Origin of the sequence: Streptomyces sp. NPDC060028 (genome assembly GCF_042736725.1) — a bacterium.
Classification (GTDB): Bacteria; Actinomycetota; Actinomycetes; order Streptomycetales; family Streptomycetaceae; genus Streptomyces.
Genome location: NZ_JBHWVJ010000101.1, coordinates 1 through 25,560 on the forward strand (window position 1 = coordinate 1; position 25,560 = coordinate 25,560).

The window sequence follows — 25,560 nt, forward strand, 5'->3', positions numbered from 1 at the left end:
GGCGGGCGGGGGGCCGGCGCCCCCCCGCCGGGCCCCCCCCCGTCCCCGCCTGGAGACAACCGTGTACAGAGAAACAGAACCAGCCACAGCCCCCGACCCGGACGAGAGCCGGACCGTCCCCGCCGACGGACTGCTCGTACGCCCTTACGTCGCCCCCTCGGGCCGGCCACACCGGCCGCTGCCGCCGGCGGGGCCCACCTGGCCGCAGAGCGGTCCGGCGGTCGCGCCGGCGTCGGTACGCGAGCCCGCGCCGGGCCCTGCGTCCACGCCGGCTCCGCCCGCGGTCCCGACGGGGCGCGAGCGCGGCTCCCGGCTCCCGGTGGCGGCCCTCGCCGTGCTCGCCCTGCTCGCACTCGGCGCCGCCGGCACCCTGCTGTTCGTGCTGCGCACCCCGGAGCCGGAGCGGCAACGGACCTCCGCGCCGCCCGGGCTGTCCGTGCCGGTGCTTCCGGCGCGCAGTCCGGGGGTCGACGCCGAACCCCCGCCCGGCCCGTCCGTACGGTCCTCCGCGCCGCCGGCGCCGGATTCCGCATCGGCCGGAGCGTCCGCGAGCCCGGCCGCCGGCCGGGACGGGGGGCCGAAGCCGACGTCGAGCGCTTCGTCGCAGCGGCCGTCCGCGAGCGGCTCGGGGACGCTGCGCCCGGGGGACCGCGGACCGGAGGTGCGCGACCTCCAGCAGCGGCTCTACGGACAGGGGTTCACGTACGTCTCCCTGACCGGCGTGTACGACGAGCAGACCCGGCGCGGTGTCACCCAGCTCCAGCAGGACCGGGGCATCAAGGGCGACCCGCAGGGCGTCTACGGCCCGGCCACGCGGGCCGCCTTCGGGTCCGGAGGCTGAAACTCCGGTCAGCGGCCGCCGGACACGCGCAGGATGGCCCCGGTCGTGTACGAGGCGTCCGGGGACAGCAGCCACGCGATGGCCCCGGCGACCTCCTCGGGCTGCCCGGGCCGCCCGAGCGGGATACCGGCGGCCGTGCGGGCCGGCCGGTCGGGGTCGCCCATGGTGGCGTGCATGTCGGTGTCGATGATGCCGGGCGCCACGGCGTTGACGCGGATCCGGTCCGGCCCGAGCTCCTTGGAGAGCCCGATGGTCAGCGCGTCGGTGGCCGCTTTGGTCGCGGCGTAGTGGACGTAGTCGCCGGGGCTGCCGAGGGTGGCGGCCGCGGACGAGACGTTGACGATCGCCCCGCCGCCGGCCTCCGCCATGTCCCGGGCGGCCCGGCGGCAGCAGAGCAGGTACCCGAGCAGGTTCACCTCCACGACCCGCCGCAGATCCTCGGTCCGGGCATCGGCGAGCCGGCCCAGGGGCCCGGTCACCCCGGCGTTGTTGACCAGACCGGTGACCGCGCCCAGCTCGGCTCCGGCGATGTCGAAGAGCCGCTCGACGCCGCACTCGGTGGACGTGTCACCGCGTACGGTCACGCACCGCGCGCCGGCCGCCCGTACGCGCTCGGCGGTGGTCTTGGCGGCGGCATCGTCGTGGACGTAGCCGAGCACGATGTCATGCCCGTCCCCGGCGAGCCGCACGCAGGTGGCCGCGCCGATTCCCCTGCTTCCGCCGGTGATGACGGTGACCCGTCGCTGTGACATGTGATCCTCCTGCGTGACGCGTTCCCCCTGTCGTGCCCGCGCCCATGATCGCCTCCCGCCACCCCTGACACCAGGCCGCCCGCCCTGACACCAGCCCGCCCGGCCGGGCGGAGATTAGCAGGGAGATATCTGCTGGACCAGCGGAAATGGTGCGGCGGAAGGTGGCGGGGATGCCCACCACAGAGATGTCACCACAGAGATGTCAACCACACCGATGAAGGAGCCTTCCCATGTCGACTCTGCGGGTCACCGCCGAAGAGCTGACCGTCCATGAGCACCCGAACGCCGACGCACTGGAGCTGGCCCAGGTGGGCCTGTACCGCGCCGTCGTCGCCAAGGGGGCGTACCGGACCGGCGAGTTCGCGCTGTACATACCGGAACAGGCCGTGCTGCCCGCCGGACTGATCGAGGAGCTGGGGCTGACCGGGCGGCTGGCGGGCGGCGGCGCCGACCGGGTCAAGGCCGTCCGGCTGCGCGGCGAGCTGTCGCAGGGGCTCGTGTGCCGGCCGGCCGCGCTCGCGGAAGTGGACCTGGCGCAGGCCGCCAAGGAGGGCACGGACTTCGCCGGTCTGCTCGGCATCACCAAATGGTCCCCGCCCGTGCCCACGACGATGAGTGGCGACGTCGTGGCCGCGCCCGACCTGTTGCCGTGGGTGGACATCGAGAACCTGCAGCGCTACCCGGGCATCTTCGAGGCCGGCGAGCCCGTCGTGCTCACCGAAAAACTGCACGGCTCCGCCTGCCTGTTGACGTACGTCGTCGAGGGCGGACAGGTGCTGGTCTCCTCCAAGGGCTTCGGCTCCAGGAGCCTGGCGCTGGTGGAGGACGAGCGGAACCTGTACTGGCGGGCCGTGCGCGGCCATGGCGTCCCCGAGGTCGCGGCCCGGCTGGCCGCGCGCCTCGGTGCGACCCGGGTCGGCGTCTTCGCCGAGGTGTACGGCGGGGGAGTCCAGGACTTGGCGTACGGAGCCGACGTGCGCACGGCGGACGCGCCGCCCGGGTACGCCGTCTTCGACGTCTCCGCCGAGATCGACGGCCAGGTCCGGTGGCTGGACCCGGCGGCCGTGCTCCCGGACGGCGAACTGCCGCTCGTGCCACGGCTGTTCGAGGGCCCGTACGGGCTCGACACGGTGCTGGAATGGGCGAGCGGCCGCGAGACCGTGTCCGGGCGGGGCCTGCATCTGCGCGAGGGAGTCGTCATCCGCCCTGCGGCGGAACGCCACAGCCCGGTGGTCGGCGGCCGCGCCATCGCCAAGGCGGTCAGCCCCGCTTACCTGACCCGTAAGGGCGGCACGGAGTACGAGTGAGGTCAGCCTCGCGGGATGACCGTGAGCGACGCGTTGTCCCGCGCACTCGACACCCCGGGCGACCCTCCGGTGCGCCCGCTGCCGCCGGAGGTGGCCGAGCTGCTGCGCGCCCTGGCTGCGCCGCCCCGGCTGGCGGCGCATCTGCGGCTCGTGCACGACGTGGCCTGCGAACTCGCCGACTGGCTGTCCGGGTACTGCCCGGGACTGTCCTTCGACCGGGAGGCCGTGCTGTTCGGCGCGGCCACGCACGACGTGGGCAAGACGGTGCACCCCGCCGAGCTCACCGGGCCCGGTTCCGCGCACGAGCCGGCGGGGCGGGACCTCCTGCTCGACCACGGGTTCGGCGCGGAGCGGGCCCGCTTCGCGGCGACCCATGCCGCCTGGTCGGAGCCCGGTGTGAGCACCGAGGAACTGCTGGTCAGCGCCGCTGACAAGGTGTGGAAGGGCAAGCGGGTAGTGGAGCTGGAAGACCTGCTGATCGGCCGCATCGTCGAGGTGTCCGGCGAGGAACGGTGGGAGGTGTACCTGCGGCTCGACGAGGTGCTCGGGGGGCTCGGGGAGGGCGCGGAGGGCCGGCTGGCCTTCCAGGCCGCGTATCCCGTCTGACGCGGCGAACCACCTCTGGAGAGCAGCCCGTTGACAGCCGCCGAGGTGCGCCGGGATCATGCGGGAGCCAGGAGGGGGGCCACGCCCTCGCCGACGTACTCCTGGGCCGCGCCGAGCCGGGCGGACGGCTCCCCACCTCCTGGCCCGCGGCCCTCGCCGACGCCCGGTCCGCGCCACGCACCCGGTGAACGGCGAACTGCCCTACGAGGAAGGCCTGCACATCGGGCACCGGGCCTGGCAGCGCGCGGGGACGGCCCCCGCGTGGTCCTGTGCAAGACCGGCACCCGGCGCGAGCGCGAGGTCGTCCAACTCCACTTGTGCCGGGCCGAGTCGGCGGTGGAGCGCCCGGTGCGCTGGCTCGCCGGGTGGGCCGCCGTGCAGGCGGATCCGGGGGGAGGGGGTGACGGCGTACGTACGGATACCCGCGCGCGCCCTCCAGCACTGGGCGCCCGGAACCGGCACCGGAACCGGCACCGGAACCGGAACCGGAACCGGGCCAGGGCCGGCGGAGGCCGGGCGCTGGGTGACGGAACCGGGCCGGTTCACCGTTCTGGCGGGCCGAAGCGCCGCCGACCTCCCGCTCCGGTCGGCGCTCGACGTCTGACAGCGGGCGGCTACAGTGCCGCCATGAACACAGGCCTCGGTACGGGAACGGGCGCGGGCGCCGGGGCGGCGCCGACCCTGGAGGACGTCGCCCGGGCCGCCGGGGTGTCCAGGGCGACGGTGTCCCGCGTGGTCAACGGAGTCCGGAACGTGGACCCGGCCATCCAGCAGGTGGTCCAGCAGGCGGTCGCCGCCACCGGGTACGTCCCGAACCGTGCGGCCCGCTCGCTGGTGACCCGCCGTTCGGGAGCGGTGGCCCTGGTCGTCTCGGGCGCCGGAGCCGACGGTGCGGGCCGGCGCGACGAGTTCGCGGCGCGGGTGTTCCAGGACCCCTTCTTCGGACGGGTGGTGAGCGGAGTCGTACGGGCGCTGCGGCCGCGCGGGGTACACCCGGTGCTGATGTTCGCCGACGCGGACGAGGACCGCGCGCAAGTGCTCGCGTACCTGGCCCAGGGCGGCGCCGACGGGGCCCTCCTCGTCGGTACGCACGCCCGGGACCCGCTGCCGGGCATGCTGGCCGCGGCGGGGCTGCCCGCCGTGCTGTTCGCACGCCCGGCGGACGGGGTGCGCCTCGACCACGTCGACGTGCGCCACCGGGAGGGCGGGGCGCTGGCGGCGCGGCACCTGCTGGCCCGCGGCTGCCGGCGGCTCGCCGCGATCGGGGGTCCGGCCGAGGTGCCGGCGAGCCGGGAGCGGATGGCCGGCTTCGACGCGGCGGCGGGGAGCCGGGTGGCCGTGGCCGAGGGGGACTTCACGCTGGACGGGGGCGAGCGGGCCATGCGGGCTCTGCTGGCCGAACAGCCGGACCTGGACGGGGTGTTCGCGGCGAACGACCTGATGGCGCAGGGGGCCTGCCTGGTGCTGCGCGAACACGGCCGCCGGATCCCCGAGGACGTGGCGGTCGTCGGCTTCGACGATTCGAGCGCGGCGACGGCCTGCCGCCCGCGGCTGACGACCGTACGCCAGCCGGTCGAGGACATGGCGGCGGAAATGGTCCGCCTCCTCCTGGACCGCGTCTCGGACCCGGCACCGAATTCCCTCCCAGCGCAGGCCTCCGACCCGAACTCCACGCCGGCAGCGGCCCCCCGGGCCGAGCCCGCCGCGCTGCTGTTCACCCCGGAGCTCGTCATCCGCGACTCCGCCTGAACCACCGCCTGAATCACCGCCCGAACCGCCGCCGCGGCTCACCCCCGACGGGCCGCCGCCTCGCCCCTGGTGTCCAAAGCCGTGCGCCAGCCCGGGAGCTGCGCCTGCGGCTCCGGGCCGGCGCGGCGGCGGCCGCCCGTGGCGAAGAAGGCCGACAGCGGCAGGGTGGCCGCGCCGACGGTGACCGCGTCCGGGCCCAGGGAGCCCATGTCGATGGTGACCCGGGCGGCGGGGTGGCGCAGCGAGTACCGGGTCGCGTGGTCCCGTACCGCCGGGAGGATGTGCGGGCCGAGCATCAAGCCCGCCCAGCCGCCGATCAGGATCCGCTCGGGCTGGAACAGGTTGATCACGTCCGACAGGCCCGCCCCCAGGTACTCCGCCGTCTCGTCCAGGACCTCCAGGGCCACCCGGTCGCCGGCGCCCGCCGCCGCCAGCAGGGCCGAGAGCGCCTCCTCCTCGTCCACCGCGTCGCCCGCGCCGCCGCCCTGTTCCGCCCACCGCGCCAGCAGGGACTCCGCGCCCGTGTACGCCTCCAGGCAACCCAGAGCTCCGCACCGGCAGCGCCGCCCCCGTACCGACACGGTCAGGTGGCCCCACTCCAGGGGCGTCCCCTCGGTGTTGCCGCCGTCGGGGGAGCCGTCCGTGATCAGGCTCGCGCCGACACCCGAGCCGAAGAGGACCACGATCGCGTCGCGGGCGCCCCGGCCCGCCCCGAACCACATCTCCGCCTGGCCGAGCGTGCGCGCCCCGTTGTCGATGATGTACGGGACTTCGGGCGGCACGGCCCCGGTGGCACGCAGCAGCGCCTCCAGCGGGACCGCGTCCCACCCGATGGTCTGGCCGTGCACGACGGTGCCGCCCGGCGCGTCGCGCTCCACGATGCCGGGTACGCCCACCCCGACCCCCAGCAGCCGTTCCGTGCCGACTCCGGCCTGCGCGAGCACGGTGGCGATGCCGGTGCGGACGTGGTCCACGATGGGCCCGACGTCGTAGCAGCCGCGCGGTTGCAACGGCATCTCGGTGCGGGCCAGTTCGGTGAGGGTGAGGTCGAACAGCTCGACGCGGACCCGGGTTTCACCCACGTCGATCCCGATCAGGTGGGCGCTGTCGGGCGCCACGCGCAGCAGGGTGCGCGGCCGGCCGCCGTCGGAGTCGACGATGCCGGCCTCCTCCAGGAGCCCGTCGGCGACGAGCTCGCCGACCACGTTGCTGACGGACCCGGAGCTCAGTCCGGTGGCGGGCCCCAGTTCCTGACGGCTCATCGCCCCGCCGAAATACAACCGTTGCAGCACGGCGCTGCGATTGCCGCGCCGCAGGTCCCGCACCGTACGTCCGCTACGCCCCGTGGTCATGTGACTCCTTCCGTGCTGACATCGATCGCAACATACCCTTGCGGGACCCCTTGACGCGACCCTTTCACGAGGCTTAACTCACGTCCTAAATTAAGGCCTGGATGTAACGGGGGATCGAGCCCGAGCGCTCGGACCGCATCACCGGCCTTTCTCCCGACCCTGTCGAAAGGGACCGAGCCGCCATGCGCAGAACCCGAGCCGCAGCCGCCACCGCCACCGCCGTCTCCCTGCTCGCCGCAGCCGCCACCGCCTGCGGTGGTGGTTCCGCGGACAGCGCGGGAGGCTCCAACACCGCGCCGCGGGAGCTCACTTACTGGGCCTCCAACCAGGGGCCCGACATCGCGGCGGACCAGGCGACCCTCGGCCCGGAGCTGAAGAAGTTCGAGCAGCAGACCGGCATCAAGGTCAAGCTGGAGGTGGTTCCGTGGTCCGACCTGCTCAACAGGATCCTCGCGGCCACCGCCTCCGGCCAGGGGCCGGACGTCCTCAACATCGGCAACACCTGGTCCTCCTCCCTCCAGGCCACCGGCGCCCTGCTGCCCTGGAACGCCGAGAACTTCGAGGCGATCGGCGGCAGGGACCGGTTCGTCGACTCCGCCATCGGCTCGGCCGGCGTCCCCGGCAAGGACCCGGCCGCCGTCCCGCTCTACTCGATGTCGTACGCGCTCTACTACAACAAGAAGATGTTCCAGGAGGCGGGCATCGAAAAGCCCCCGGCCACCTGGGACGAGATGACCGTCATCGGACAGAAGCTGTCCAAGGACGGCAAGTGGGCGCTGGGCGCGGAGGGTTCGAACCTCTCCAACAACATCCACCAGGCGTTCGTCCTCGCCAAGCAGCACGGCGCGGACTTCTTCGACGCGGCCGGCAAGCCCGCCTTCGACACCCCGGCCAACGTCGAGGCCGTCAAGCAGTACGTCGATCTGATGGCCAAGGACAAGATCGTCGCGCCCGGCAACGCCGAGTACGACAAGAACCAGTCCCTCCAGGACTTCGCCAACGGCAAGACCGCCATGGTCCTCTGGCAGAGCGCCGCCAGCAGCTTCAAGTCCCACGGCATGAAGGAGGGCGACTGGGGCGTGGCCCCCGTCCCGGTTCCCGCCGGCGGCACGCCCGGCAGCGGCAGGAACACCAACTCCATGGTCGCCGGGATCAACATGGCCGTCTTCAAGAACACCGACAACATCGACGGCGCGCTGAAGTTCGTGAAGTTCATGACCGGTGACGAGGAGCAGAAGATCCTCAACAAGACCTACGGCTCCGTCCCGCCCGTCAAGGCCGCCCAGGGCGATGCCGCGTTCGCCGCCGACGACCTCACGGTCCTGCGCACCACCCTCTCCACCAGCGCCGCACCGCTCCCGCAGGTCCCCGAGGAATCGCAGTTCGAGACCGCCGTCGGCACCGCCGTCAAGGAACTCTTCGCCGACGCCGCGGCCGGCCGCCCGGTGACCACCGAATCGGTCAAGTCGAAGCTCACCAAGGCCCAGCAACAGATGGCGAAGTGAGCGGATCCCCATGACTTCCGCCACGGCCGGGCGGCTTCGGCGTACCACTGCCCGCGTGCGCCGCACCGGACGAGTGCGCCGTGCCGCCCTGCCCTACCTCCTGCTCCTGCCCGCCCTGCTCCTCGAACTGCTCATCCACCTCGTTCCGATGGCGATGGGCATCCTGATGAGCTTCCGGGAACTCACCCAGTTCTTCATCCGGGACTGGTCCAGAGCCCCCTGGACGGGCTTCGACAACTACGAACTCGCCGTCGACGTCAACAAGCCCGTCGGCGAGTCCCTGCTCGGCTCCTTCCTCACCACCTGCACGTTCACCCTGCTCTCCGTCTTCCTGTGCTGGTTCGTCGGCACCGCCGCCGCCGTGTTCATGCAGGAGGCCTTCCGCGGCCGTGGCATCCTGCGGGCGCTGTTCCTGGTCCCGTACGCCCTGCCCGTCTACGCGGCCGTCATCACCTGGGCCTTCATGTTCCAGCGGGACAACGGGCTGGTGAACCACGTCATCCACGACCAGCTGGGCATCGGCGGCGCCGAGCACACGTTCTGGCTGCTGGGCGACAACAGCTTCTGGGCCCTGCTGACCGTGTCCGTCTGGAAGGGGTGGCCGTTCGCCTTCCTCATCGTGATGGCCGCCCTGCAGAACATCCCCAAGGACCTGTACGAGGCCGCCGCGCTGGACGGGGCCGGTATCTGGCAGCAGATACGCCGGATCACCCTGCCCTCGGTCGGCGCGGTCAACCAGGTGCTGATCCTGGTGCTGTTCCTGTGGACCTTCAACGACTTCAACACGCCCTTCGTGCTGTTCGGCAAGTCCGCACCCGAAGCCGCCGACCTCATCTCCATCCACATCTACCAGTCCAGCTTCGTGACCTGGAACTTCGGCACCGGATCCGCGATGTCCGTCCTGCTGCTGCTCTTCCTGCTGCTCGTCACGGCCGGCTACCTGCTCTTCACCACGAGGGGACGGAGGGACGCCGATGCCTAGGACCATGGTCAAGGTCAAGGCCGCGCGGAAGGCCAGGGCCCGCAGCCCGCTCGATCCGCCCGCGTCCTTCAAGGCGATCCGCGCGGTGTTCCTCACCCTGCTCTCCGCCTTCGTGCTGCTGCCCGTCTACGTGATGGTCACCAGCTCGCTCAAGCCCCTCAAGGACGTCGCGGGCCGGTTCCGCTGGATCCCCAGCGGACTCACCGTCCGCCCCTACATCGACATCTGGCACACCGTCCCGCTCGCCAAGTACTTCGTGAACTCCCTGATCGTGGCGGGCGCGGCCACCGCCTGCTCCGTGGTGATCGCCGTCTTCGCGGCGTACGCGGTCAGCCGCTACCGCTTCCGCGGCAGGCGCCTGTTCACCGTCACCGTCCTGTCCACCCAGATGTTCCCCGGGATCCTCTTCCTGCTCCCGCTGTTCCTGATCTTCGTGAACATCGGCAACAGCACCGGAGTGGCGCTCTACGGCTCCCGCGGCGGACTGATCCTCACCTACCTCACCTTCTCCCTCCCCTTCTCCATCTGGATGCTCATCGGCTACTTCGACTCGGTGCCCCGCGACCTCGACGAGGCCGCCACCGTCGACGGCTGCGGACCCCTCGGCGCGCTCTTGCGCGTCGTCGTGCCGGCCGCGGTCCCCGGCATCGTCGCCGTCGCCGTGTACGCCTTCATGACCGCCTGGGGCGAGGTCCTCTTCGCCTCCGTCATGACGAACGACGCCACCCGCACCCTCGCCGTCGGCCTACAGGGCTACTCCACCCAGAACGACGTCTACTGGAACCAGATCATGGCCGCCTCGCTCGTCGTCAGCATCCCCGTCGTCGCCGGATTCCTGCTGCTCCAGCGGTACTTGGTGGCCGGACTCACGGCAGGAGCCGTCAAATGACCCTTTCCGAAAGCCTCACCGTGACCGAACGCCCCGCCGTCGAGAACGTCATCGACCTCGCCGCCCTGCCCCGCGACTTCGCCTGGGGCACCGCGACCTCCGCCTACCAGATCGAGGGCGCGGTGGCCGAGGACGGCCGCGGCCCCTCCATCTGGGACACCTTCTCCCACACCGCCGGCGCCATCGACGGCGACCACAACGGGGACACCGCCTGCGACCACTACCACCGCTGGCGCGAGGACATCGCCCTCATGCGCCGACTCGGCACCAACGCCTACCGGCTCTCCGTGGCCTGGCCCCGCATCCTGCCCGGCGGAGACGGCCCGGCCAACGCCAAGGGCCTCGACTTCTACGACCGGTTGGTCGACGGCCTGCTCGCCGCGGGCATCGCCCCCTCCGTCACCCTCTACCACTGGGACCTGCCCCAGGCCCTCCAGGACCGCGGCGGCTGGCCGGAGCGCTCCACCGCCGAGCACTTCGCCACGTACGCGGGCCTGGTCGCCGAACGGCTCGGCGACCGCGTCACCCAGTGGGCCACGCTGAACGAACCGCTCTGCTCGGCTTGGATCGGGCACCTCGAGGGCAGGATGGCCCCCGGCTGGAGCGACCTGACCGCCGCCGTCCGCGCCTCCTACCACCTCCTCCTCGGGCACGGCCTCGCCACCCGGGCCATCCGCGCCGCGGCACCCGGCGCGCAGATCGGCATCGTCAACAACCTCTCCACCGTCGAACCCGCCACCGACAGCGAAGCCGACCGGGCCGCCGCCCGCCGCATGGACGGCCACGTCAACCGCTGGTGGCTCGACCCCGTGCACGGCCGCGGCTTCCCCGCCGACATGCGCGAGGTCTACGGCGTGGACCTGCCGGAGCGCCCCGGCGACCTCGAGACCATCGCCGCCCCGCTCGACTGGACCGGCCTGAACTACTACTTCCCCCAGGTGGTCACCGCCGACCCCGGCGGTCCGGCCCCGTACGCCCGCATGATCGAACGCGCCGGGGTCCCGCGCACCGGCATGGACTGGGAGGTCGACGCCGACGGGCTGGAAACCCTGATCATGCGGCTGACCGAGGAGTACGGGGCCCGGCGCATCCACATCACCGAGAACGGCTCCTCGTACCCGGACACCGTCGCCCCCGACGGCAGCGTGCACGACCCCCGGCGCACCGCCTACCTGACCGCCCACCTGGCCGCCTGTGCCCGCGCGGCCCGCCGCGGCGCACCGCTGGCCGGGTACTACGCCTGGTCCCTGCTGGACAACTTCGAGTGGGCCTACGGCTACGACAAGCGCTTCGGCCTGATCCACGTCGACTACGCCACGCAACGCCGCACGATCAAGTCCAGCGGCCACCACTACGCGGACGTGATCGCCGCCCACCGCGCCCTGTAGCCCCGCACGCCGCGCCGTGCCCGCCCCGCTTCCCGGGGCGGGCACGGCCTTTCGTGGTGGGATGGGCCGGTGGTTCCAGCAGCTCACGGAGAGGCGAGGCTCATGTCCGACGACACCGAAGGCACCATGCGGGCGATGGCGTACGAGACGTACGGCGGGGGCGAGGTGCTGTCCGAGACGCGGCTCCCGGTGCCCAAGGTCGGGCCCGGCGAGGTCCTCGTGCGGGTCCGGTGCGCCTCGGTCAACCCCGTCGACTGGAAGATCATGGCGGGCGGGCTCGACGGCCTGATGGACGTCGTGTACCCCGTCGTGCCCGGCTGGGACGTGGCCGGAACCGTCGAGTACGCCGGCATCGACACGCCCGAGTTCACCGCCGGCGACGAGGTCATCGCGTACGCCCGCAAGGACTACGTACACGGCGGGACCTTCGCCGAGTTCGTCACCGTGCCCGTACGCGCCCTCGCGCCCAAGCCGGTCTCCCTCAGCTGGCAGGAGGCGGCGGGGCTGCCGCTGGCCGGCCTCACCGCGTACCAGCTCCTCACCCGCCTCGACACCGGCAAGGACGACACCGTCCTCATCCACGGCGCGGCCGGCGGAGTCGGCACCTTCGGCGTGCAGATCGCCCGCGCGCTGGGCGCCCGCGTCATCGGCACCGCCTCCCCGCGCAACCACGACCGGCTGCGCGAACTGGGCTGCGAGCCCGTCGAGTACGGGGAAGGCCTCGCCGACCGGGTCCGCGCGCTGGCCCCCGACGGGGTCACCGTCGTCGCGGACTTCGTCGGCGACGTCCTCGACACCACCCTGGCCGTGCTGGCCGAGGGCGGCCGGCACGCCTCGATCGCCGACCACAACGTGCTCGGCGCGGGCGGCCAGTGGATGTGGGTCCGGCCCGTCGGCAGCGACCTCGCCGAGCTGGGCGGGCTCGTCGACAGCGGCAAGCTCACGGTCACCGTCGCCAAGACCTTCCCGCTCGCCGAGCTCGCGGCCGCCTTCGAGCTCAGCCGGGCCGGGCACACCGCGGGGAAGATCGTCCTGGAGGTGTGAGTGCCGAGGTGTGAGTCCCGAGGTGCGAACGGGACCGCGCGCCGCCCAGCGGGGTACGGGTCGGCGCGCGGGATCCGTGCGGGCGTCGGGCCGGGTCAGGGTCAGGCGTAGACGTCCAGCCGGACGTAGCGGCCCGACGCGGCGATGTCGAAGTCGTCGATGCCGCCGTCACCCGACGAAGTCGCGTACGCCCTCCGCCAGTTCTCCAGGTCGACCTGGAGCCACTGCGGATCGGCCTAACTGCTCGCCCACCGCGTGCCGTCCAGACCGTTCGTCGCCAGCTGCGGGGTGCACGGGCAGCCGCCCCAGCCGTCGTCCTGGAAGGTCGACGCCGTGGTGGGCCGGCCTTTGGTCACGTCCGTGCCCGCCACCGGCGGCGGCACCACCTTCACCGAGCGCTGCTCCACACCCACGTTGCCGCGCCCGTCCTTGACCTTGACGTACAGCTTCCACACGCCGGTCTTCGCCGGAGCCGTGGCCTTCAGGGTGCCGCCACCGGCCCCACCGTCGACGTACCGGCCGCCCCACAGCACCTCGTACGACAGCTGGTCGGCCTCGGGGTCGGTCGCCGGAGCCTGGATCACCACCTCCTTGCCCGCCGCGACGGCGGCCGGGTTCGGGACGGAGGGCACGGAGACGGTCGGCGGCAGGTTGTCCCCGGCCGTGTTCCCGCCGTAGGCCCGTTTGACCGCGTAGTACGCCTTGCAGGCCCGGCCGGCGTCGGCCGGGGACGGACCCCAGGTGACGCCCTTGACGAGGTACGGCGAACCGTCCACGGTCAGCTGCCAGTTGCCCTGCGAGCCGGTCACCTTGACCACGCTGCCGACGGCCTGCGCCGGGCCCGCGGGGAGTACGGTGACGGCGCCCGCGAGCAGGGCGGCCGTGATGAGGGTGCGCATGCGGGAGTGCATGCAGGGACCTCCTTGAGGAGTGGGAGGCGTTGGGGGGCGAAGGCCGTTACGGCAGGCGGTAGTCGGGGCCGAGCACCGCGCCTGCCTCGGGGTGGGTCTCGTCGTAACCGCGGGCGTTGCACTGGAGGCCGCCGCGCACGCAGTGGTCGACGAGCGTCTTCAGTGTCCGGTCGTCCCAGGCGTTGAAGAAGTCGTAGTGGAAGGAGTGCCCGCTCCCGCTCGACAGCCCGACCTGCGACATGTCCCCGCTGACCGGGAAGGCCATCTTGAACTCCACCATCGGGAGCGCCACCGGGTGGTCGGCCGGACACACGTTGTCGTTGGTCCCGGGCTTCACGACCGGATAGGCCATGTGGGCCTTGTGGTCCGGCGTGTCCAGGTACGTGCCGTCCCAGCAACTGGGGGACTGCATACGGATGTTGAGCTGCGTCCCGGCCGGGCAGTTGGCAGGGAACTCGACGTTCTTGAAGCTGTCGCCGCACTCCCAGCCCTCGACCCAGCCGCGGTGGCCGCGGAACTCGGCCGCCGTCTGGGTCGGGCTGCCGACGACGAAACGCAGTCCCTTGGGGAAGGGGCGCACGCTCGTGTAGTCGGTGACGCCCGTCTTGTAGTAGATCACCTGCGGGCCGGCCGGCAGCACGGGCTGGTTGCCGTTGTACAGGGTCGGCATCCAGTACCCGGACAGGTCGCCCGGCGCGTTGCAGGCCGTCCCGCCAGCGCTGAGCGAGGCGGTGGTGCTGTAGGCGTCGGTCGTGGTGTTGCCCAAGAAGGTGTGGTCGTGCGAGGCGCCCGGCCGCCCCGGGTAGACGATCGGGTCGTCCCCGGCGGTGCGGCTCACCGCGCAGTTGGCCTGGAACTCGTGGAAGTAGCGGTCCGGCGGGTTGGCCCAGGACGGCGTGACCCCGGTGACCTGGGGCACGGCGGGGATGTAGCCGTCGCCGTCGGGGTCGTCGCCGGTCACCACCGGGGCGACGGCGGCGTGGTTCATGTGGACGGCGGCGCCGGATTCGGGAGCCGCTTGCGCCGTGAGCGCGGCCGCTGCGATGCCGGCGGCGGCGGTCACGGCGAAGGCCGCCGAGACCAGTAAGGCGGACAGGGCCCGCGGTCGGAGTTTCATCCTTCAGCTCCCTCGGTTGCCGTCTCCCGGTTGGGAGAGCGCTCTATCAGGTGGTCCGGAAAACGCGGGGCGGCCGGTGGCCGCCCCGCGAGCCCGGGGTCAGGGGTGGATCAGGGGAACGAGACGACGTTGGAGGGGGTGGTCGACGTACCCGAGGTCGCGGCCCCCGTGTTGTTGACGACGTGCTCGTACTGGCCGTTGCCGCCGAGCGAGACGACGAGGAGGTCATGGAACTTCACGCCCGGCTTCACCGGGACCTCGAAGCCGTGGTCCTGACGGATCGTCGGGTCGACGTTGTAGTAGCAGTAGCTGCCCAGCCCCCAGCCCTCGTGGGTGGTGACCGAGTCGGCGACCTTGTAGGCCGCGAACCCCTTGACCGAACCGTTCTGGACGGCCGCCTGGTTGGGGGCGTCGTACGCCTTCTCGTTCTGGAAGAAGACCGTGCGGCCGCGGTCGCCGTTCCACTCGACGTCGTACTTGTTGAAGTGCTCCACGAAGAGCCCGGTGGCCAGTACGTCGTCGCCGTTGACCCGCAGGCCGTAGTCGGAGCGGTTGGTCTCCCAGCCCACCCCGTCGCCGTGGTCGGCGCGCCAGATCCAGGTGTGGTCGATGACCGTGTCGTGGTTGTTGACCACCATGCCCACCGTGGCCTTGCCGGCGCCGGCGCCGCCGACCCGGACGAACACGTCCTGGACGGTCGTCGGGTTCGCGCCGTGGTCCGTGGTGGTGCCGGCCGGGCCGACCTCCAGCAGGCTCGGCGAGTTGACGGTGCCCGCGTCGATCAGGAAGCCGGCGAGCTTCACACCGTCCACGTCGGCGACCTTCATCGCGGTCACACCGTTGTCCGGCACGATCGTGGCGAGGCCGAGGCCCAGTACCACCGTGTCGGGTCGGCTCACCTGGATGGTCCGGTCGACGTGGTAGACGCCGGGGGTGAACAGCAGGTGCAGGCCCTGCGCCAGCGCCTGGTTGATCGTCGCGGCGCTCGCGCCCGGCTTGACCACGTAGAACCGGCTGAGCGGGATCGAGGTGCCCTGCGGCGCGCCGTTGCCCCAGGAGGTGCCCCGGGCGTTCGTGCGCTTCGCCGGCACGAACACCTTGTAGTCGCTGCCGTCCAGGTACAGGAAAGGCTTCTCGCGCGAGACGGGGGTGGTGTCGAGCGTGGTGTACGGCGGGTTCGGGAAGCCCTGTGCGGGAGCGCCCTGGACCCCGGAGAAGACCTGGTTCCAGACGCCGTTGCCCCAGCTGCCGATGGAGCTGTCGCGGGTGTACCACTGCTGCTGCGAGTAGTTGCCGATCTGGCCGTCGATCCTGGAGTCGGCGATGTAGCCGCCGGATGCCCAGCCGTAGCCGGTGGGAGCCAGGTTGAGGCCGCCCTTGACGTGCATGCGCCGGAACGGCGCCGCCTGCGAGACGGCCCAGCGGTCGGTCCCGTTGACCGGGTTGAGCGCGAGGTTCTCCGCCGAACGCCAGAAGTTCTGGGTGGCGTTGCCGTTGAACCAGCCCGCGTCGACGGTCACGTCACCGTTGATGGTCGTGTCGTCGGGGCTGAGGCCGAGTCCGGAGACGGAGGTGTAGAAGCCGATCTGGGCGTTGAGCCCGTTGTACGTGCCCGGCTTGAACAGGAACTGATAGCGGCCGGAGCCGAACTGGGCGGACTCCTGCTGCCGGAACACCTCGTCCAGCCTGGCCTGGATGTTCGGCGTCGAGGGGTCGAAGACGATCACGTTCGGGCCGAGGTCGCCGCCGCCGGGGAGGGTCGGGCCGGTGTCGGTGGTCCCGTAGACCTGGAACTCCCAGAGGGAGTAGCCGTAGCCGGTGGTGCGCTGGGTCCCGTACATCCGCACGTAGCGGGCGGTGCCGGTGAGGTCGTGCGTGGCGACGCCCCCGGCGCCGGCGGTGGTGGAGTACGCGGTGGACCAGGTGCTGCCGTCGGTGGACAGCTCGATCCGGTACGCCTTCGCGGCCGCGGTCTCCCAGCGCAGGACGACCTGGCTCAGCTGGGCGGGGGCGCCGAGGTCGACCTGTATCCACTGCGGATCGGCGAACTGGCTCGACCAGCGGGTGCCGTTGTCCCCGTCGACGGCGGCGGCCGCGGGGGTGCCCGCGCCTTCGAGGCTGGAGGCGGTGACGGGTCTGCCTTGCGACAGGAGCGTGGGCGCGGTGGCGGCGGTGGCGGCGGTGTTCGGGAGCAGTACGAGCAGGGCCGCGACCAGCGCGGCGGCGAGAGCCGCGACGGTGAGCCGCGGCGGGCGATCGGAGAGGAGGGGCATGGGGGTCACTCCTGACGTCTTGGATCCGGGGGGATCGAAGCGTGAGTGAACTGCCCTGCACGGGGGCCGTCAAGGGTTTGAGCGTTCATGAAATGAAGACCAAACGACAGGTCAAATGCCTTGCAGGCCTGTGAACTCGGAGTTTCTTCAATCCTTGTGAAAAGTATTGACGAAAAAAGGTGGCAGGACTCTACTGAGGCTCTGACCGCTCCGTCCCGCCCTGCCCGCTGCGCGGGACGGAGCCCTCGGGCATCGGTTCGGGAAGTGATCGAATCCCGGGCTTGGTTGGCGGCCTTGCGTTCGTTGGTCGTCGGCCCGGTCGTCTGCGAGCGGGAGTCGCGTGCCGGACCGCGGGTGGGTTCAGCGGGTGGGTTCAGTGGAGGGTGGGGATCGAGCCGCAGTCCGACCAGGTGACCTCGACCCCCGGGAGGGTGGCCGACCAGGGGGCCGTCAGGGCGGTCAGGCGGGTCGCGTCCGGTGGGCTTGCGCCGAGACCGATGGCATAGCGGGCCAGGGTGTCGGCCGACTCGAACGGGCGGGGCCAGGCGTGGGCGTCCACGGCCCCGGCCTCGGACAGGGCGCCGAGCAGGGCGCGCAGTCGGCCGCGCATCCGGCCCCGGGACTCCTCGAACTCCCGGGCATCGCGGCCCCGTACGGTGACCACGGCCCAGGCCGCGTGGCGCCGGTGCAGCGGCGGCGCCGTGCGGGGCAGGGCCTCGGGGTCGGCGTCCAGGCACTCCCAGGCGGCGTACAGCTCGCGCCCGAGCAGATCGCGCAGCCCGGGGCCCACCTGAGCCGTGCAGCTACGGACCGGGGCGGAGGGGGTGAGAACGGTGGCCGGGGCCGGGTCCAGAGCCAGAGCCGGACTCGCGGGTCCGGCCGCCTGCGGTGGTTCCGCGGGCGGCCGCAGGGTGATCGGGACGCGCCAGTCCCAGGCGGCCCAGGTGCCGAAGAACTGCCTCCGCAGCGCCGCGGGGGAGAGGTCGGCGGCCTCGCGTACCGTGCGCGCCGCCAGTACCGCCCAGGCCAGGCCCGGAAGCCCGCCGAACGGTGCGGAGTCCAGCCCCCGGGCCCGGGCCCAGGCCTTCACCTCGCGCGCCAGCCCGGCGAACGCGGCGAGCTCCGCGCCCACGAAGTCCCGTACGGCATCGGCGTCGCTCACCGCGCTCAACGCGACCGCGGCCGCCTCGCCCAGCTCGGCCCGCCGGGCCACGGCCCGCGCCGGAGCGAGCCCACCCGTGGCCACCACCACCAGGTCCACGTCCAGCCCGGCCACCCGCAGGCGCAGCCCCGGAACCCGGGCGCCCGTCACCTCACGCACCCGCTCGGCGTCCGGCAGCGCCGCCGCCACCCGGGCCCGTACCTCCGCCGCGTCGGCGGACGTGCCCGGCAGGGCCGCCACCAGATCCAGGTCGGCTCCGGGCAGCGCGCAGCCCATCCGCCGGGAGCCGGCCACATGCACCACCCCCTCGGGCAGCGCCGCAGCCATCCGCGCCGCGACCCGCTCGGCCGTGCCGGGCGGTGGAGCCGATTCACCGGCCCCGCCCAGCGGTTCCTCCGGCGCCCACCACACCGCGCCCGTCCCCAGCTCCACCGTCGCCCGTACCCGCATCGGCCCGTCCCCGCGCCGGGACAGCACCGCGAGCGACCCGACCCGCGCCGAGACCCCGCCACCGCCCAGCCGCGCAGCGAACTCGCGCACCGCCCGCTGCGGATCCCGGCTGCGCCCCAGCGTCAGGTGCGGGGTGTACGCACCGGCGCGGCCCCGGCACCCCGGGAACCGCCGGGCCAGCGCGCGCCACAGTTCCTGCCACGCCGTGTCCGCGGCCGCGTCCGCCGCCGGGTCCAGCCAGAGCGTGGCGTCCTCCCGGTGCCCGAAGCTGTCCACGCCGCCCAGCCGCGCCGCGAACGGCGCCGTGCCCGCCGCCACTTCGGCCAGCAGCGGTACGGCGGCCTCGAAGGAGGACTCCGGCACGAAGCCGAAGAGCAGGTTCACGTGCGCGGGCCAGCGGTCCACCTGCGGGTCGTGCTCCCGCCGCAGGCTTTCGACCGCCGGATCGTGCGGCGGCAGCCACGCCACCGCCGTCCGCGCGGTCGACCGTACGTCGAGCACCGCGGGCCCCTCGTCGGACGCGAAGTCCACCGTCGCCTCGACCCCGTAGTGGTCCGAGATGTACAGCCCCCCGGGCCCCGGACGTTCCCCGCGCAGGGCCGCCCCCGCCACCCGCGCCCGCGGCGAACGCAGCAGGATCCGGTCCAGCCGTGCGGCCCGCCCGGACAGCGAGCCCACCGCCGCCAGCGGATTGGCCGCCGGATCGAAGGTCGGCGTACCGTCGCGCTCCCCGTGTACGTCGCTCCACGCATCCCGCAGCCCCAGCGCGGCCGCCGGCCCCGCGGCCCCCGACCGGCCGTCGTTGAAGTCGCCGAGCAGCGCCACATCGGCCCCGACGCCACCCAACCCCTCTGCCAGCCGCGCCAGTTCGGCCGTCCGCCGCTCCGCGCCGTGCTCGGAGTGGTCGCTGGTCAGATGCGTGGCGGCGACCACCAGGGGCCCGGCCGCGGTGCCCACGGTGACGGCGGTGACCGCCTTGTGCGGGCCCAGCGCGTGCAGGGCCGCCTCCCGCACCGGCAGCCGGCTCAGCACCAGCAGCCCGCTGTCGGCGACGTCCTTGCCGCCCGGGTCGGTGCCCAGCGTGTAACCGGCCCGCACCCACGGCTCGGCGAGCAGCATCCCGAGCAGTGCGGGCTCCACCTCCTGGAGCGCGATGACATCGGCGTCGGCGGCCGCCAGGTCGGCCAGCAGCAGCGGCCGGCGCCCGGCGGTGTCGATGCGCGGGGCGTCGTACCGGTCCCAGAGCGTGTTCCAGGTCAGCAGCCGCACCGCGGCGGGGCCCGGCGCGGCGGGTCCGCTCCCGGCCGGCCGCCAGGCGCCGCCCTGCGACGGGTCCCAGGCGTGGGGGGTGCGGGCGGTGAAGAAGGGCGCCCGCAGCAGCCGCGGCTCGCGGACCCGCCCGGCGCTGGTGCTGTCGATGACGTCGAGGCCCGTGGCCCGGTCCCACACCAGCTCGCCGTCCGCCTCGACGAACAGCACCCGGTGCCAGGGGATGTCGCCCCCGGGCACGAAGGACGGCAGCGGCACGCGCTTGGGCGCGGCCCCGCGCTGCAGCAGCCCGAGCACGAAGCGGGCGGGGTCGAAGCGGGGGTCCCAGCGCACCTGGTGGTAGAGCTCCTCGCTGGTACGCATCAGCCGTCCTCGTGCTTTCCCTGTGACGGGGCCAGGCTGCCCGCCGTGTCCTCGACCGTGCCGGCCGCGCCGATGTACCACGTGCGGTGCGCCTGACCGGGGTAGGGCGGGCTGAACCGGTGCAGCTGCGCGGTCAGCACCTGCGGCGGCACGGGATGGGCGCGCACGGCATTGCGCCGCAGCAGCTCCGCCTCGTCGACCAGCACCACGGCGTGGGTGACCAGCGCGTCGCGGCGCCGTGCGACCGCACCGGCGAGGCCGCGCTGCTGCCCGGTGAGGGAGGTGGCGTCCCACACCACCGTGCCGCCGGTGCGCGCGGCGGCGGCCAGGGCCGCGTCCAGCCGGTCGAGGCCCTCGCGGAGCACGTCCGCGTTGTCCCGCTGGTCGGAGCGGGAACCCCGGGCCGTGCGCAGATCGTCAAGACTGATGTATGCCTCCACCCCGGGCAGCCCGCGGGCGTAGGTGCTCTTCCCACTGCCCGAGGGCCCGCACAACTGCACCAGGCGGGGGAAGGCCCCCTCGCGCCACCGCCAGGTCGCGGCCACCGCCTCCTCGGCGGTGGCGACCCCGCCCAGCCCGAAGGCGTCCCGGGCCCGTGCCCAGCAGCGGTCGGCCGCGTCCGCGCCGAGCCCGGCGAGCGCGTCCCGCAGCCCCGACCGCAGCGGCCCCAGCGGGTCCGGTACGAGCAGTCCGGCGTCCTCGGCGCACAGCGCGGACCACTCCACGCACTCCCGCTCCCCGACGTCCCGCGTGGCGGCGGCGAGCGCGTGCAACGCCCCCAGGTCCGCCGCCGCGGCCATCCTGACCAGCCCGGCCCGCCGCTCGGCCTCCGGGAAGGGCCGCCGCAGGTACGGGGCGAGCCCGACCAGGTCGGCGACCCGCCGGGCGAGCGGCATCCCGAGCGGCCCGGCGGCCAGCGAAGCGGCGAGCCGGGCCCGCGGCCGCCGGTGCAGTACGGCGGCCAGTACGCCGGCCAGGCGGTCCTCCCCGGTACGGCCCGACCCGTCCAGCCGGGAGGTGACTTCGGCGATGACCTCCGCCCCCACCGGCTGCTCGGCCGAGTCACCCGGTTCGATTGGCCCGGCCCCCGCCGCGCCGACGGCCGCCAGCAGCCCCGCCGGGTCCGCCTCGGCCCCCGACCTCACCGCCCACAGCGGAGCCGCAGGCCCCAGCCCGTTCGCCACCACCGGCGCGTACATCCAGTGGGTGTCGGTCTGCACGTGGCCGCCCCGCACCCACTTGGCCAGGCACCGCCCGAAGTCGGCACGCGGGAAGCCGTCCACCGTCCGTACGACGTACCCCTCCTGGCGCGTGGTGTCCAGCCGCAGCCTGCGCAGCGCACGCTCGTCGAACGTGCCCCGCCACAGCACGCGCGGGCTCGGTACCCCGAGGCCGCGCAGGAACCGTACGGTCCGGTCCCAGTCCAGGCAGTGCTCCCCGTCCCATACCGAGAACCCGTAGAACCAGCCGTCGAGTTCCTCGTACGCCAGGGAGTGGCGGGCGTACAGGTTCTCCCCGCACACCCGCCACCCGGCGGGGATCCCGGCGCCGATGCGGCCCTGAAGCCCCTTGACCCACGCCCGCGACGGGTGGTGGCCGGAGTCCAGCGAGCGTGCGTGCAGCCCGTCGGCGTACAGGGTGGTGTTCTCCCCGTCGAGCTTCTCGGTGACCACCACCTCCCGCCCGGCCAACCCGGCGAGCCCACTGGTCCGCACGTCGTCGGCGGTCGCCCCGGGGGACCACGGCAGGTGCGGGGTCCGGGGGTAGTGGGTGCGCATGATCTGCTCCTGCTCGACGACCGGGTGCCCCGTCACCTTAGGTATGCAGAAGACGGGCATCCACCCAATTAGGCGGTCAGTTCCGGCAGGTCACGTCCCCCGCGGGCAGCCGGCCCGTGGTGAGGTAGGCGTCGACGGGAGCGTTGACGCAGGAGCCGGCGTCGGAGAGGTAGGCGCCGTGGCCCTCGCCGCCCAGCGCCAGCACCATCCGCGAGCCCTTGAGGGCCCGGTGCAGGCCCTGACCGCTGCTGAGCGGGGTCATCGGATCCCACTCGTTCTGCACGGTCAGCACGTTCGCCTTCGTCTTCATGGGCGTCTCGGCCTCCAGCGGCGGCTGCCAGAAGGCGCACGGCTTGATGTTCGACGCGAAGTCCCCGTACAGCGGGTGCGCGGCCTTCTCCCGCGCGGAGTCCCGCGCGTACTGCCCGGGGTCGCGCGGCCAGCTGTCCGTGTCCCCGCACACCACGGACCAGTGCACGGCCATGGCGTTGTCGTCCGGGGCCGGTGCGGGCTCCCCGGCCGGGTCGGCGGTCGCCTCCGCGGCCGCTTCGGCACGCGCCCCGCCGACCCGGCCCCCGGCGAGCAGCTTCGTCACCTCCGGTATCGCCTCGTCGGTGGGCCCGGGAGCCTTCTCGGCGGCGGCCTTGAGGGCCCGGACGACGATCGACGCCTCCAGCGGGGAGAAGAACAGCGACGGGTCGGCGCGGATGTCGTCACCCGTGACCTTCAGCTGGCCGTAGGGGATCGGGTCCCGGTCGGCACGTGCCACCAACGCCCAGAAGGCCTCGGCCACCGCCTCGGGGGTCGCGCCGATCCCGTACGTGTCCGAGCGCTCCGCCGCCCACTTCGTCCACCGCTCGAACGCGGGCTCCACTGCGGTCGCCCACACCTGGGTCATGCCGCGCCAGATCCGGCCGGGGTCGATTCCGCTGTCCAGTACGAAGCGGTCGGTCCGCGAGGGGAACATCTGCGTGTACACCGAGCCGAGGTAGGTCCCGTACGAGTAGCCCAGGTACGAGATCTTCCGCTCGCCCAACACCGCGCGGATCACGTCCATGTCGCGCGCGGTGTTGCGGGTGGTGATGTACGGGATGACGTCGCCGGACTTCTCCCGGCACTTGTCGGCGACGGTGCGCGCCCACGTCACGTCCGCGGGGAAGGTCTCGGGCCGGTACGGCGGCCGTTCGGAGTTCCGCTCGGCCTGGTCCAGGCCGCAGCCGATCGGGCTGCTGGCCCCGAGGCCGCGCGGGTCGAAGCCGATGAGGTCGTAGGTGTCCCGGACGTCCTTGGGCATCTTCTCGTGCATCTGCATCGGCCGGTAGAGGCCGGGGGTGCCGGGGCCGCCCGGGTTGAGGAGCATGATTCCGCGCCGTGCGGCGGGGTTCTCGCTCTTCATCCGGGATATCGCGAGGTCGAGGGTGCGCCCCCGGGGGCGCTGGTAGTCGAGCGGGACCTTGATGGTCGCGCACTCGTACGAGGCCGGGCGGTCGGGACGGCACTGGTGCCAGGCCGGTTTCTGGCGCAGGTACTCCGCCGCCGGGGCGGCGGAGGCCTGGGGCGCGGTGAGCACGGGCACGGTGGTCGCCACGAGGCCGGCCGTGGCGAGGAGCGGGGCGAGGCGCTTGAAACGCACGGGGCGGGTCCTTCGTTCGGTGAAATTGCCTACCCGCCCACCTTGTTGCATGCGCGGGCGGAGCGAATCCCCCATAGGAGCCGTCCTCGTCCATCTCGCGTACCACGCGCTTTTCGGACAACTGGCCGACATGCCGCGGAAGATCGTTACCCGACGGGGAGGCCGAGGCCCGCGGCGACCGCGCTGACCCGCGTGTAGACGGAGACCGGGTACTGGTCGTCGCAGTACTTGTTGCCGGTGGAGACGATGCCGATCACCTTGCCGCCGGTGACCAGCGGACCGCCGGAGTCGCCGCGGCAGATGCTGTCGTGGGCGCCGGCCGCACTGGTCCCGCACACCTTGAGGGCACTGGACTCGCCGGGCTCGGTGAAGGGCTCGCACTTCGCCGGCGGCGCCAAGGTGAGCACGGCCGACTTCAGCCGGGTTCCCGGGGTGTCGGTGGCGGTCCGGCCCCAGCCCATGGTCTTCGCGGTCCTGCCGAAGGCGTAGAGGGCCGCATCCTTGGGGCCCGCCACCGGCAGCGGGGCGTAGGGCATCGGCGCGGAGAGCGTGATGACCGCCGCGTCGTAAGTCAGCGTGCCCTGCTCGAACTTCGGGTGGACCTTGACCGAGGCCACGTGCCGGACCGTCCCCTTGGTCCCGCTGATCGTGGTGCGCCCGCCGATGACGAGCAGGTCGAGGGGCGCGGCGGCGTCCTTGACGCAATGCGCGGCGGTGAGCACCTTCGTGGGAGCCACGAGGGTGCCCCCGCAGAACTGCTGCCCCTGTGGCGTCTCGATGAGCATGGCGTACGGGTGGCCGCCCGTGGTGGCGTTCTGCCCGCCGTGGATGGCCGCGGCCGGCGTCGCGGCGGCCACGAGCCCCGAGACGGCGAGGACGGAAGCGGCGAGTGCGGCAGCGGCGGTACGGCTCCTGAACGTGATCATGCGATGTCCCCCCGGGGATCGGCGCGCGGCCCGGTGGCCGCACGGCCTTGGCGTGGATCACGACGCCGGGGCGGCCGCGCCCGGTTCCGTGGCCGAAACGGCACCCTGGCCGTGGCCGGCCCGCGCCAGGAGGATGCTCCCTGTCCTGAGGGGTCGATCTGGAGGGCGGGAACAGATGGAGCCAGGTGGAAAGGGGCCGTGGCGCGGCCGGTTTTGGACGCTGGTGCGCTGCGCGGCCGCGGTGGCGCTCACCGGCGCCGCACTCGCCGTGACCCCCGCCCGGGCCGCGCCGGCGCCTGCGAACCCGGCGGGGCAGCGCCCCGCCGCCACCGGGCCGCGACTGGAGGTGAACCGGACCACCGGCCTTCTGGACGGCGACATCGTCGAGTTCACCATCACGGGCGGCCCGCCCAAGGCGTACGTCTGGGTCAAGCAGTGCGCCCCTTCCGCATCCGCGGACACCTGCGACGACGACACCGGCCGCCAGTTCCGCGTCTACCCGGACGGCACCTACCAGCCGTCGCCCAAGAAGCTGTACGTCCGGCTCGACACCACGGCGGGAACCTTCGACTGCCGCGCCGCGCCGGCAGACAACCCCTGCACCCTGGCCCTCACCGACAACACCGGGGCCCTGCTCACCACCGTGCCGCTGCGCCTGCGCCCGCACGGCCGCCCGGAGGCGCCGCCGGCCCTGCAGGTGACCCCCGACGAGGGCCTGGTGGACGGCCAGTCGGTACGCGCGACGGGCAAGGGCTACGAGCCGCAGTACCACGCCCTGGTCATGGAGTGCGCGGCCGGCTCCGCCGACACCAGCGGCTGCCGCCCCCGCAGCAGGCCGCCGGCGACCAGCGACGGCGGCCGGATCGACGAGACGATCACCCTCTCGGCCACGTTCACCGGCATCGACGGCCGCACCGTCGACTGCCGTCCGGCACACGCCTGTGAACTGGTGGTCTTCGGCACCCGCGTACGAGGCCCGGAGTCGGTCCGCCGCCCGTTGCACTTCGCATGATCCCGGTCAGCCGCACAACGCCAGGATGGACGGCGACACCGTCCCCCGGGCGGCCGCGCACAACTGCGCCATGTCGTACGTACGCGGCGCCGCCGGCCGGGGCTTGGGCCGTGCGGGCGGCCGCTTGCGGCGCTCCGGGGGAGCCGGTTTCGCGGCCTTCGGCCCCCGCGGCGCCCGGTTCTCACGGTGCCCCGAGCCGCCGCCGGGGCCGCGAGCGGGGGCGGCCGGCTCGGGCGCGGGGGCCGCAGCGG

Annotated in this window: 19 protein-coding genes and 2 pseudogenes; 11 read left to right on the forward strand and 10 right to left on the reverse strand. The window is 73.2% G+C overall.

Features of this window, described 5'->3' with window-relative positions; all coding sequences use genetic code 11:
* Positions 1–61 precede the first annotated feature (61 nt).
* On the forward strand, positions 62–841 hold the full coding sequence (locus ACFWBF_RS32605; protein ID WP_385608236.1) for a peptidoglycan-binding protein: 780 nt from the start codon (positions 62–64) through the stop codon (positions 839–841).
* A gap of 8 nt (positions 842–849) precedes the next feature.
* On the opposite strand, the gene ACFWBF_RS32610 is transcribed toward ACFWBF_RS32605, so the two are convergent.
* On the reverse strand, positions 850–1,593 hold the full coding sequence (locus tag ACFWBF_RS32610) for an SDR family NAD(P)-dependent oxidoreductase (protein WP_385608238.1): 744 nt from the start codon (positions 1,591–1,593) through the stop codon (positions 850–852).
* A gap of 230 nt (positions 1,594–1,823) precedes the next feature.
* Here ACFWBF_RS32610 and ACFWBF_RS32615 point away from each other — a divergent pair, with 230 nt between their 5' ends.
* The 4 genes and pseudogenes from ACFWBF_RS32615 (at position 1,824) to ACFWBF_RS32630 (ending at position 5,255) form a co-directional block, all read left to right on the forward strand.
* The gene (locus tag ACFWBF_RS32615) at positions 1,824–2,900 is read left to right on the forward strand and encodes an RNA ligase (ATP) (protein WP_385608240.1); all 1,077 of its coding nucleotides are present in this window, start codon (positions 1,824–1,826) and stop codon (positions 2,898–2,900) included.
* A 15-nt stretch (positions 2,901–2,915) separates the two neighbouring features.
* Positions 2,916–3,506 carry an HD domain-containing protein gene (locus ACFWBF_RS32620; protein WP_385608242.1) on the forward strand — a complete coding sequence of 197 codons (591 nt, stop codon included), beginning with the start codon at positions 2,916–2,918 and terminating at the stop codon, positions 3,504–3,506.
* A gap of 68 nt (positions 3,507–3,574) precedes the next feature.
* Positions 3,575–4,110: pseudogene (locus ACFWBF_RS32625) on the forward strand (fibronectin type III-like domain-contianing protein); the annotation flags it as partial.
* A gap of 23 nt (positions 4,111–4,133) precedes the next feature.
* Positions 4,134–5,255 carry a LacI family DNA-binding transcriptional regulator gene (locus ACFWBF_RS32630; RefSeq protein WP_385608244.1) on the forward strand — a complete coding sequence of 374 codons (1,122 nt, stop codon included), beginning with the start codon at positions 4,134–4,136 and terminating at the stop codon, positions 5,253–5,255.
* Between the two features lie 38 nt (positions 5,256–5,293).
* On the opposite strand, the gene ACFWBF_RS32635 is transcribed toward ACFWBF_RS32630, so the two are convergent.
* Entirely contained in the window at positions 5,294–6,607 is a 1,314-nt protein-coding gene (locus ACFWBF_RS32635) for an ROK family protein (protein ID WP_385608246.1), read from the reverse strand.
* A 182-nt stretch (positions 6,608–6,789) separates the two neighbouring features.
* Between ACFWBF_RS32635 and ACFWBF_RS32640 the strand changes: the two genes are divergently transcribed.
* The 5 genes from ACFWBF_RS32640 to ACFWBF_RS32660 all read left to right on the forward strand — a co-directional run bounded on the left by ACFWBF_RS32640 (position 6,790) and on the right by ACFWBF_RS32660 (position 12,415).
* Positions 6,790–8,112 carry an ABC transporter substrate-binding protein gene (locus ACFWBF_RS32640; RefSeq protein WP_385608248.1) on the forward strand — a complete coding sequence of 441 codons (1,323 nt, stop codon included), beginning with the start codon at positions 6,790–6,792 and terminating at the stop codon, positions 8,110–8,112.
* 10 nt (positions 8,113–8,122) lie between these two features.
* On the forward strand, positions 8,123–9,094 hold the full coding sequence (locus ACFWBF_RS32645; RefSeq protein WP_385608250.1) for a carbohydrate ABC transporter permease: 972 nt from the start codon (positions 8,123–8,125) through the stop codon (positions 9,092–9,094).
* Entirely contained in the window at positions 9,087–9,983 is an 897-nt protein-coding gene (locus tag ACFWBF_RS32650; RefSeq protein ID WP_385608252.1) for a carbohydrate ABC transporter permease, read from the forward strand. The genes ACFWBF_RS32645 and ACFWBF_RS32650 overlap by 8 nt, the downstream gene beginning before the upstream one ends.
* The gene (locus ACFWBF_RS32655) at positions 9,980–11,371 is read left to right on the forward strand and encodes a GH1 family beta-glucosidase (protein WP_385608253.1); all 1,392 of its coding nucleotides are present in this window, start codon (positions 9,980–9,982) and stop codon (positions 11,369–11,371) included. Before ACFWBF_RS32650 ends, ACFWBF_RS32655 begins: the two co-directional genes overlap by 4 nt.
* 126 nt (positions 11,372–11,497) lie before the next feature.
* On the forward strand, positions 11,498–12,415 hold the full coding sequence (locus ACFWBF_RS32660) for an NADP-dependent oxidoreductase (protein ID WP_385608268.1): 918 nt from the start codon (positions 11,498–11,500) through the stop codon (positions 12,413–12,415).
* A gap of 236 nt (positions 12,416–12,651) precedes the next feature.
* On the opposite strand, the gene ACFWBF_RS32665 is transcribed toward ACFWBF_RS32660, so the two are convergent.
* The 7 genes from ACFWBF_RS32665 to ACFWBF_RS32695 all read right to left on the reverse strand — a co-directional run bounded on the left by ACFWBF_RS32665 (position 12,652) and on the right by ACFWBF_RS32695 (position 24,297).
* Positions 12,652–13,326, reverse strand: a complete 675-nt coding sequence (locus tag ACFWBF_RS32665) for a hypothetical protein (RefSeq protein ID WP_385608255.1) — start codon at positions 13,324–13,326, stop codon at positions 12,652–12,654.
* Between the two features lie 46 nt (positions 13,327–13,372).
* Complete coding sequence (locus ACFWBF_RS32670; RefSeq protein WP_385608257.1) at positions 13,373–14,443, reverse strand: DUF1996 domain-containing protein; 1,071 nt, start codon at positions 14,441–14,443, stop codon at positions 13,373–13,375.
* Positions 14,444–14,553: 110 nt separating this feature from the next.
* A complete protein-coding gene (locus tag ACFWBF_RS32675; RefSeq protein ID WP_385608259.1) occupies positions 14,554–16,716 on the reverse strand; it encodes a discoidin domain-containing protein in 2,163 nt (720 codons plus the stop codon).
* Positions 16,717–17,089: 373 nt separating this feature from the next.
* Positions 17,090–19,960, reverse strand: coding sequence for a poly(A) polymerase (locus ACFWBF_RS32680; RefSeq protein WP_385608261.1), 2,871 nt, complete (start codon positions 19,958–19,960; stop codon positions 17,090–17,092).
* On the reverse strand, positions 19,960–21,738 hold the full coding sequence (locus ACFWBF_RS32685; protein ID WP_385608269.1) for an RNA ligase family protein: 1,779 nt from the start codon (positions 21,736–21,738) through the stop codon (positions 19,960–19,962). The genes ACFWBF_RS32680 and ACFWBF_RS32685 overlap by 1 nt, the downstream gene beginning before the upstream one ends.
* A 76-nt stretch (positions 21,739–21,814) precedes the next feature.
* Entirely contained in the window at positions 21,815–23,371 is a 1,557-nt protein-coding gene (locus tag ACFWBF_RS32690) for an alpha/beta hydrolase (RefSeq protein WP_385608263.1), read from the reverse strand.
* Positions 23,372–23,517: 146 nt separating this feature from the next.
* Positions 23,518–24,297, reverse strand: coding sequence for a S1 family peptidase (locus ACFWBF_RS32695; protein WP_385608265.1), 780 nt, complete (start codon positions 24,295–24,297; stop codon positions 23,518–23,520).
* A 175-nt stretch (positions 24,298–24,472) separates the two neighbouring features.
* On the opposite strand from ACFWBF_RS32695, the gene ACFWBF_RS32700 reads away from it, so the two are divergent.
* Positions 24,473–25,309, forward strand: coding sequence for a neocarzinostatin apoprotein domain-containing protein (locus tag ACFWBF_RS32700; RefSeq protein ID WP_385608267.1), 837 nt, complete (start codon positions 24,473–24,475; stop codon positions 25,307–25,309).
* 6 nt (positions 25,310–25,315) lie between these two features.
* Here the strand turns inward: ACFWBF_RS32700 and ACFWBF_RS32705 are convergent.
* Positions 25,316–25,560: pseudogene (locus tag ACFWBF_RS32705) on the reverse strand (hypothetical protein); the annotation flags it as partial.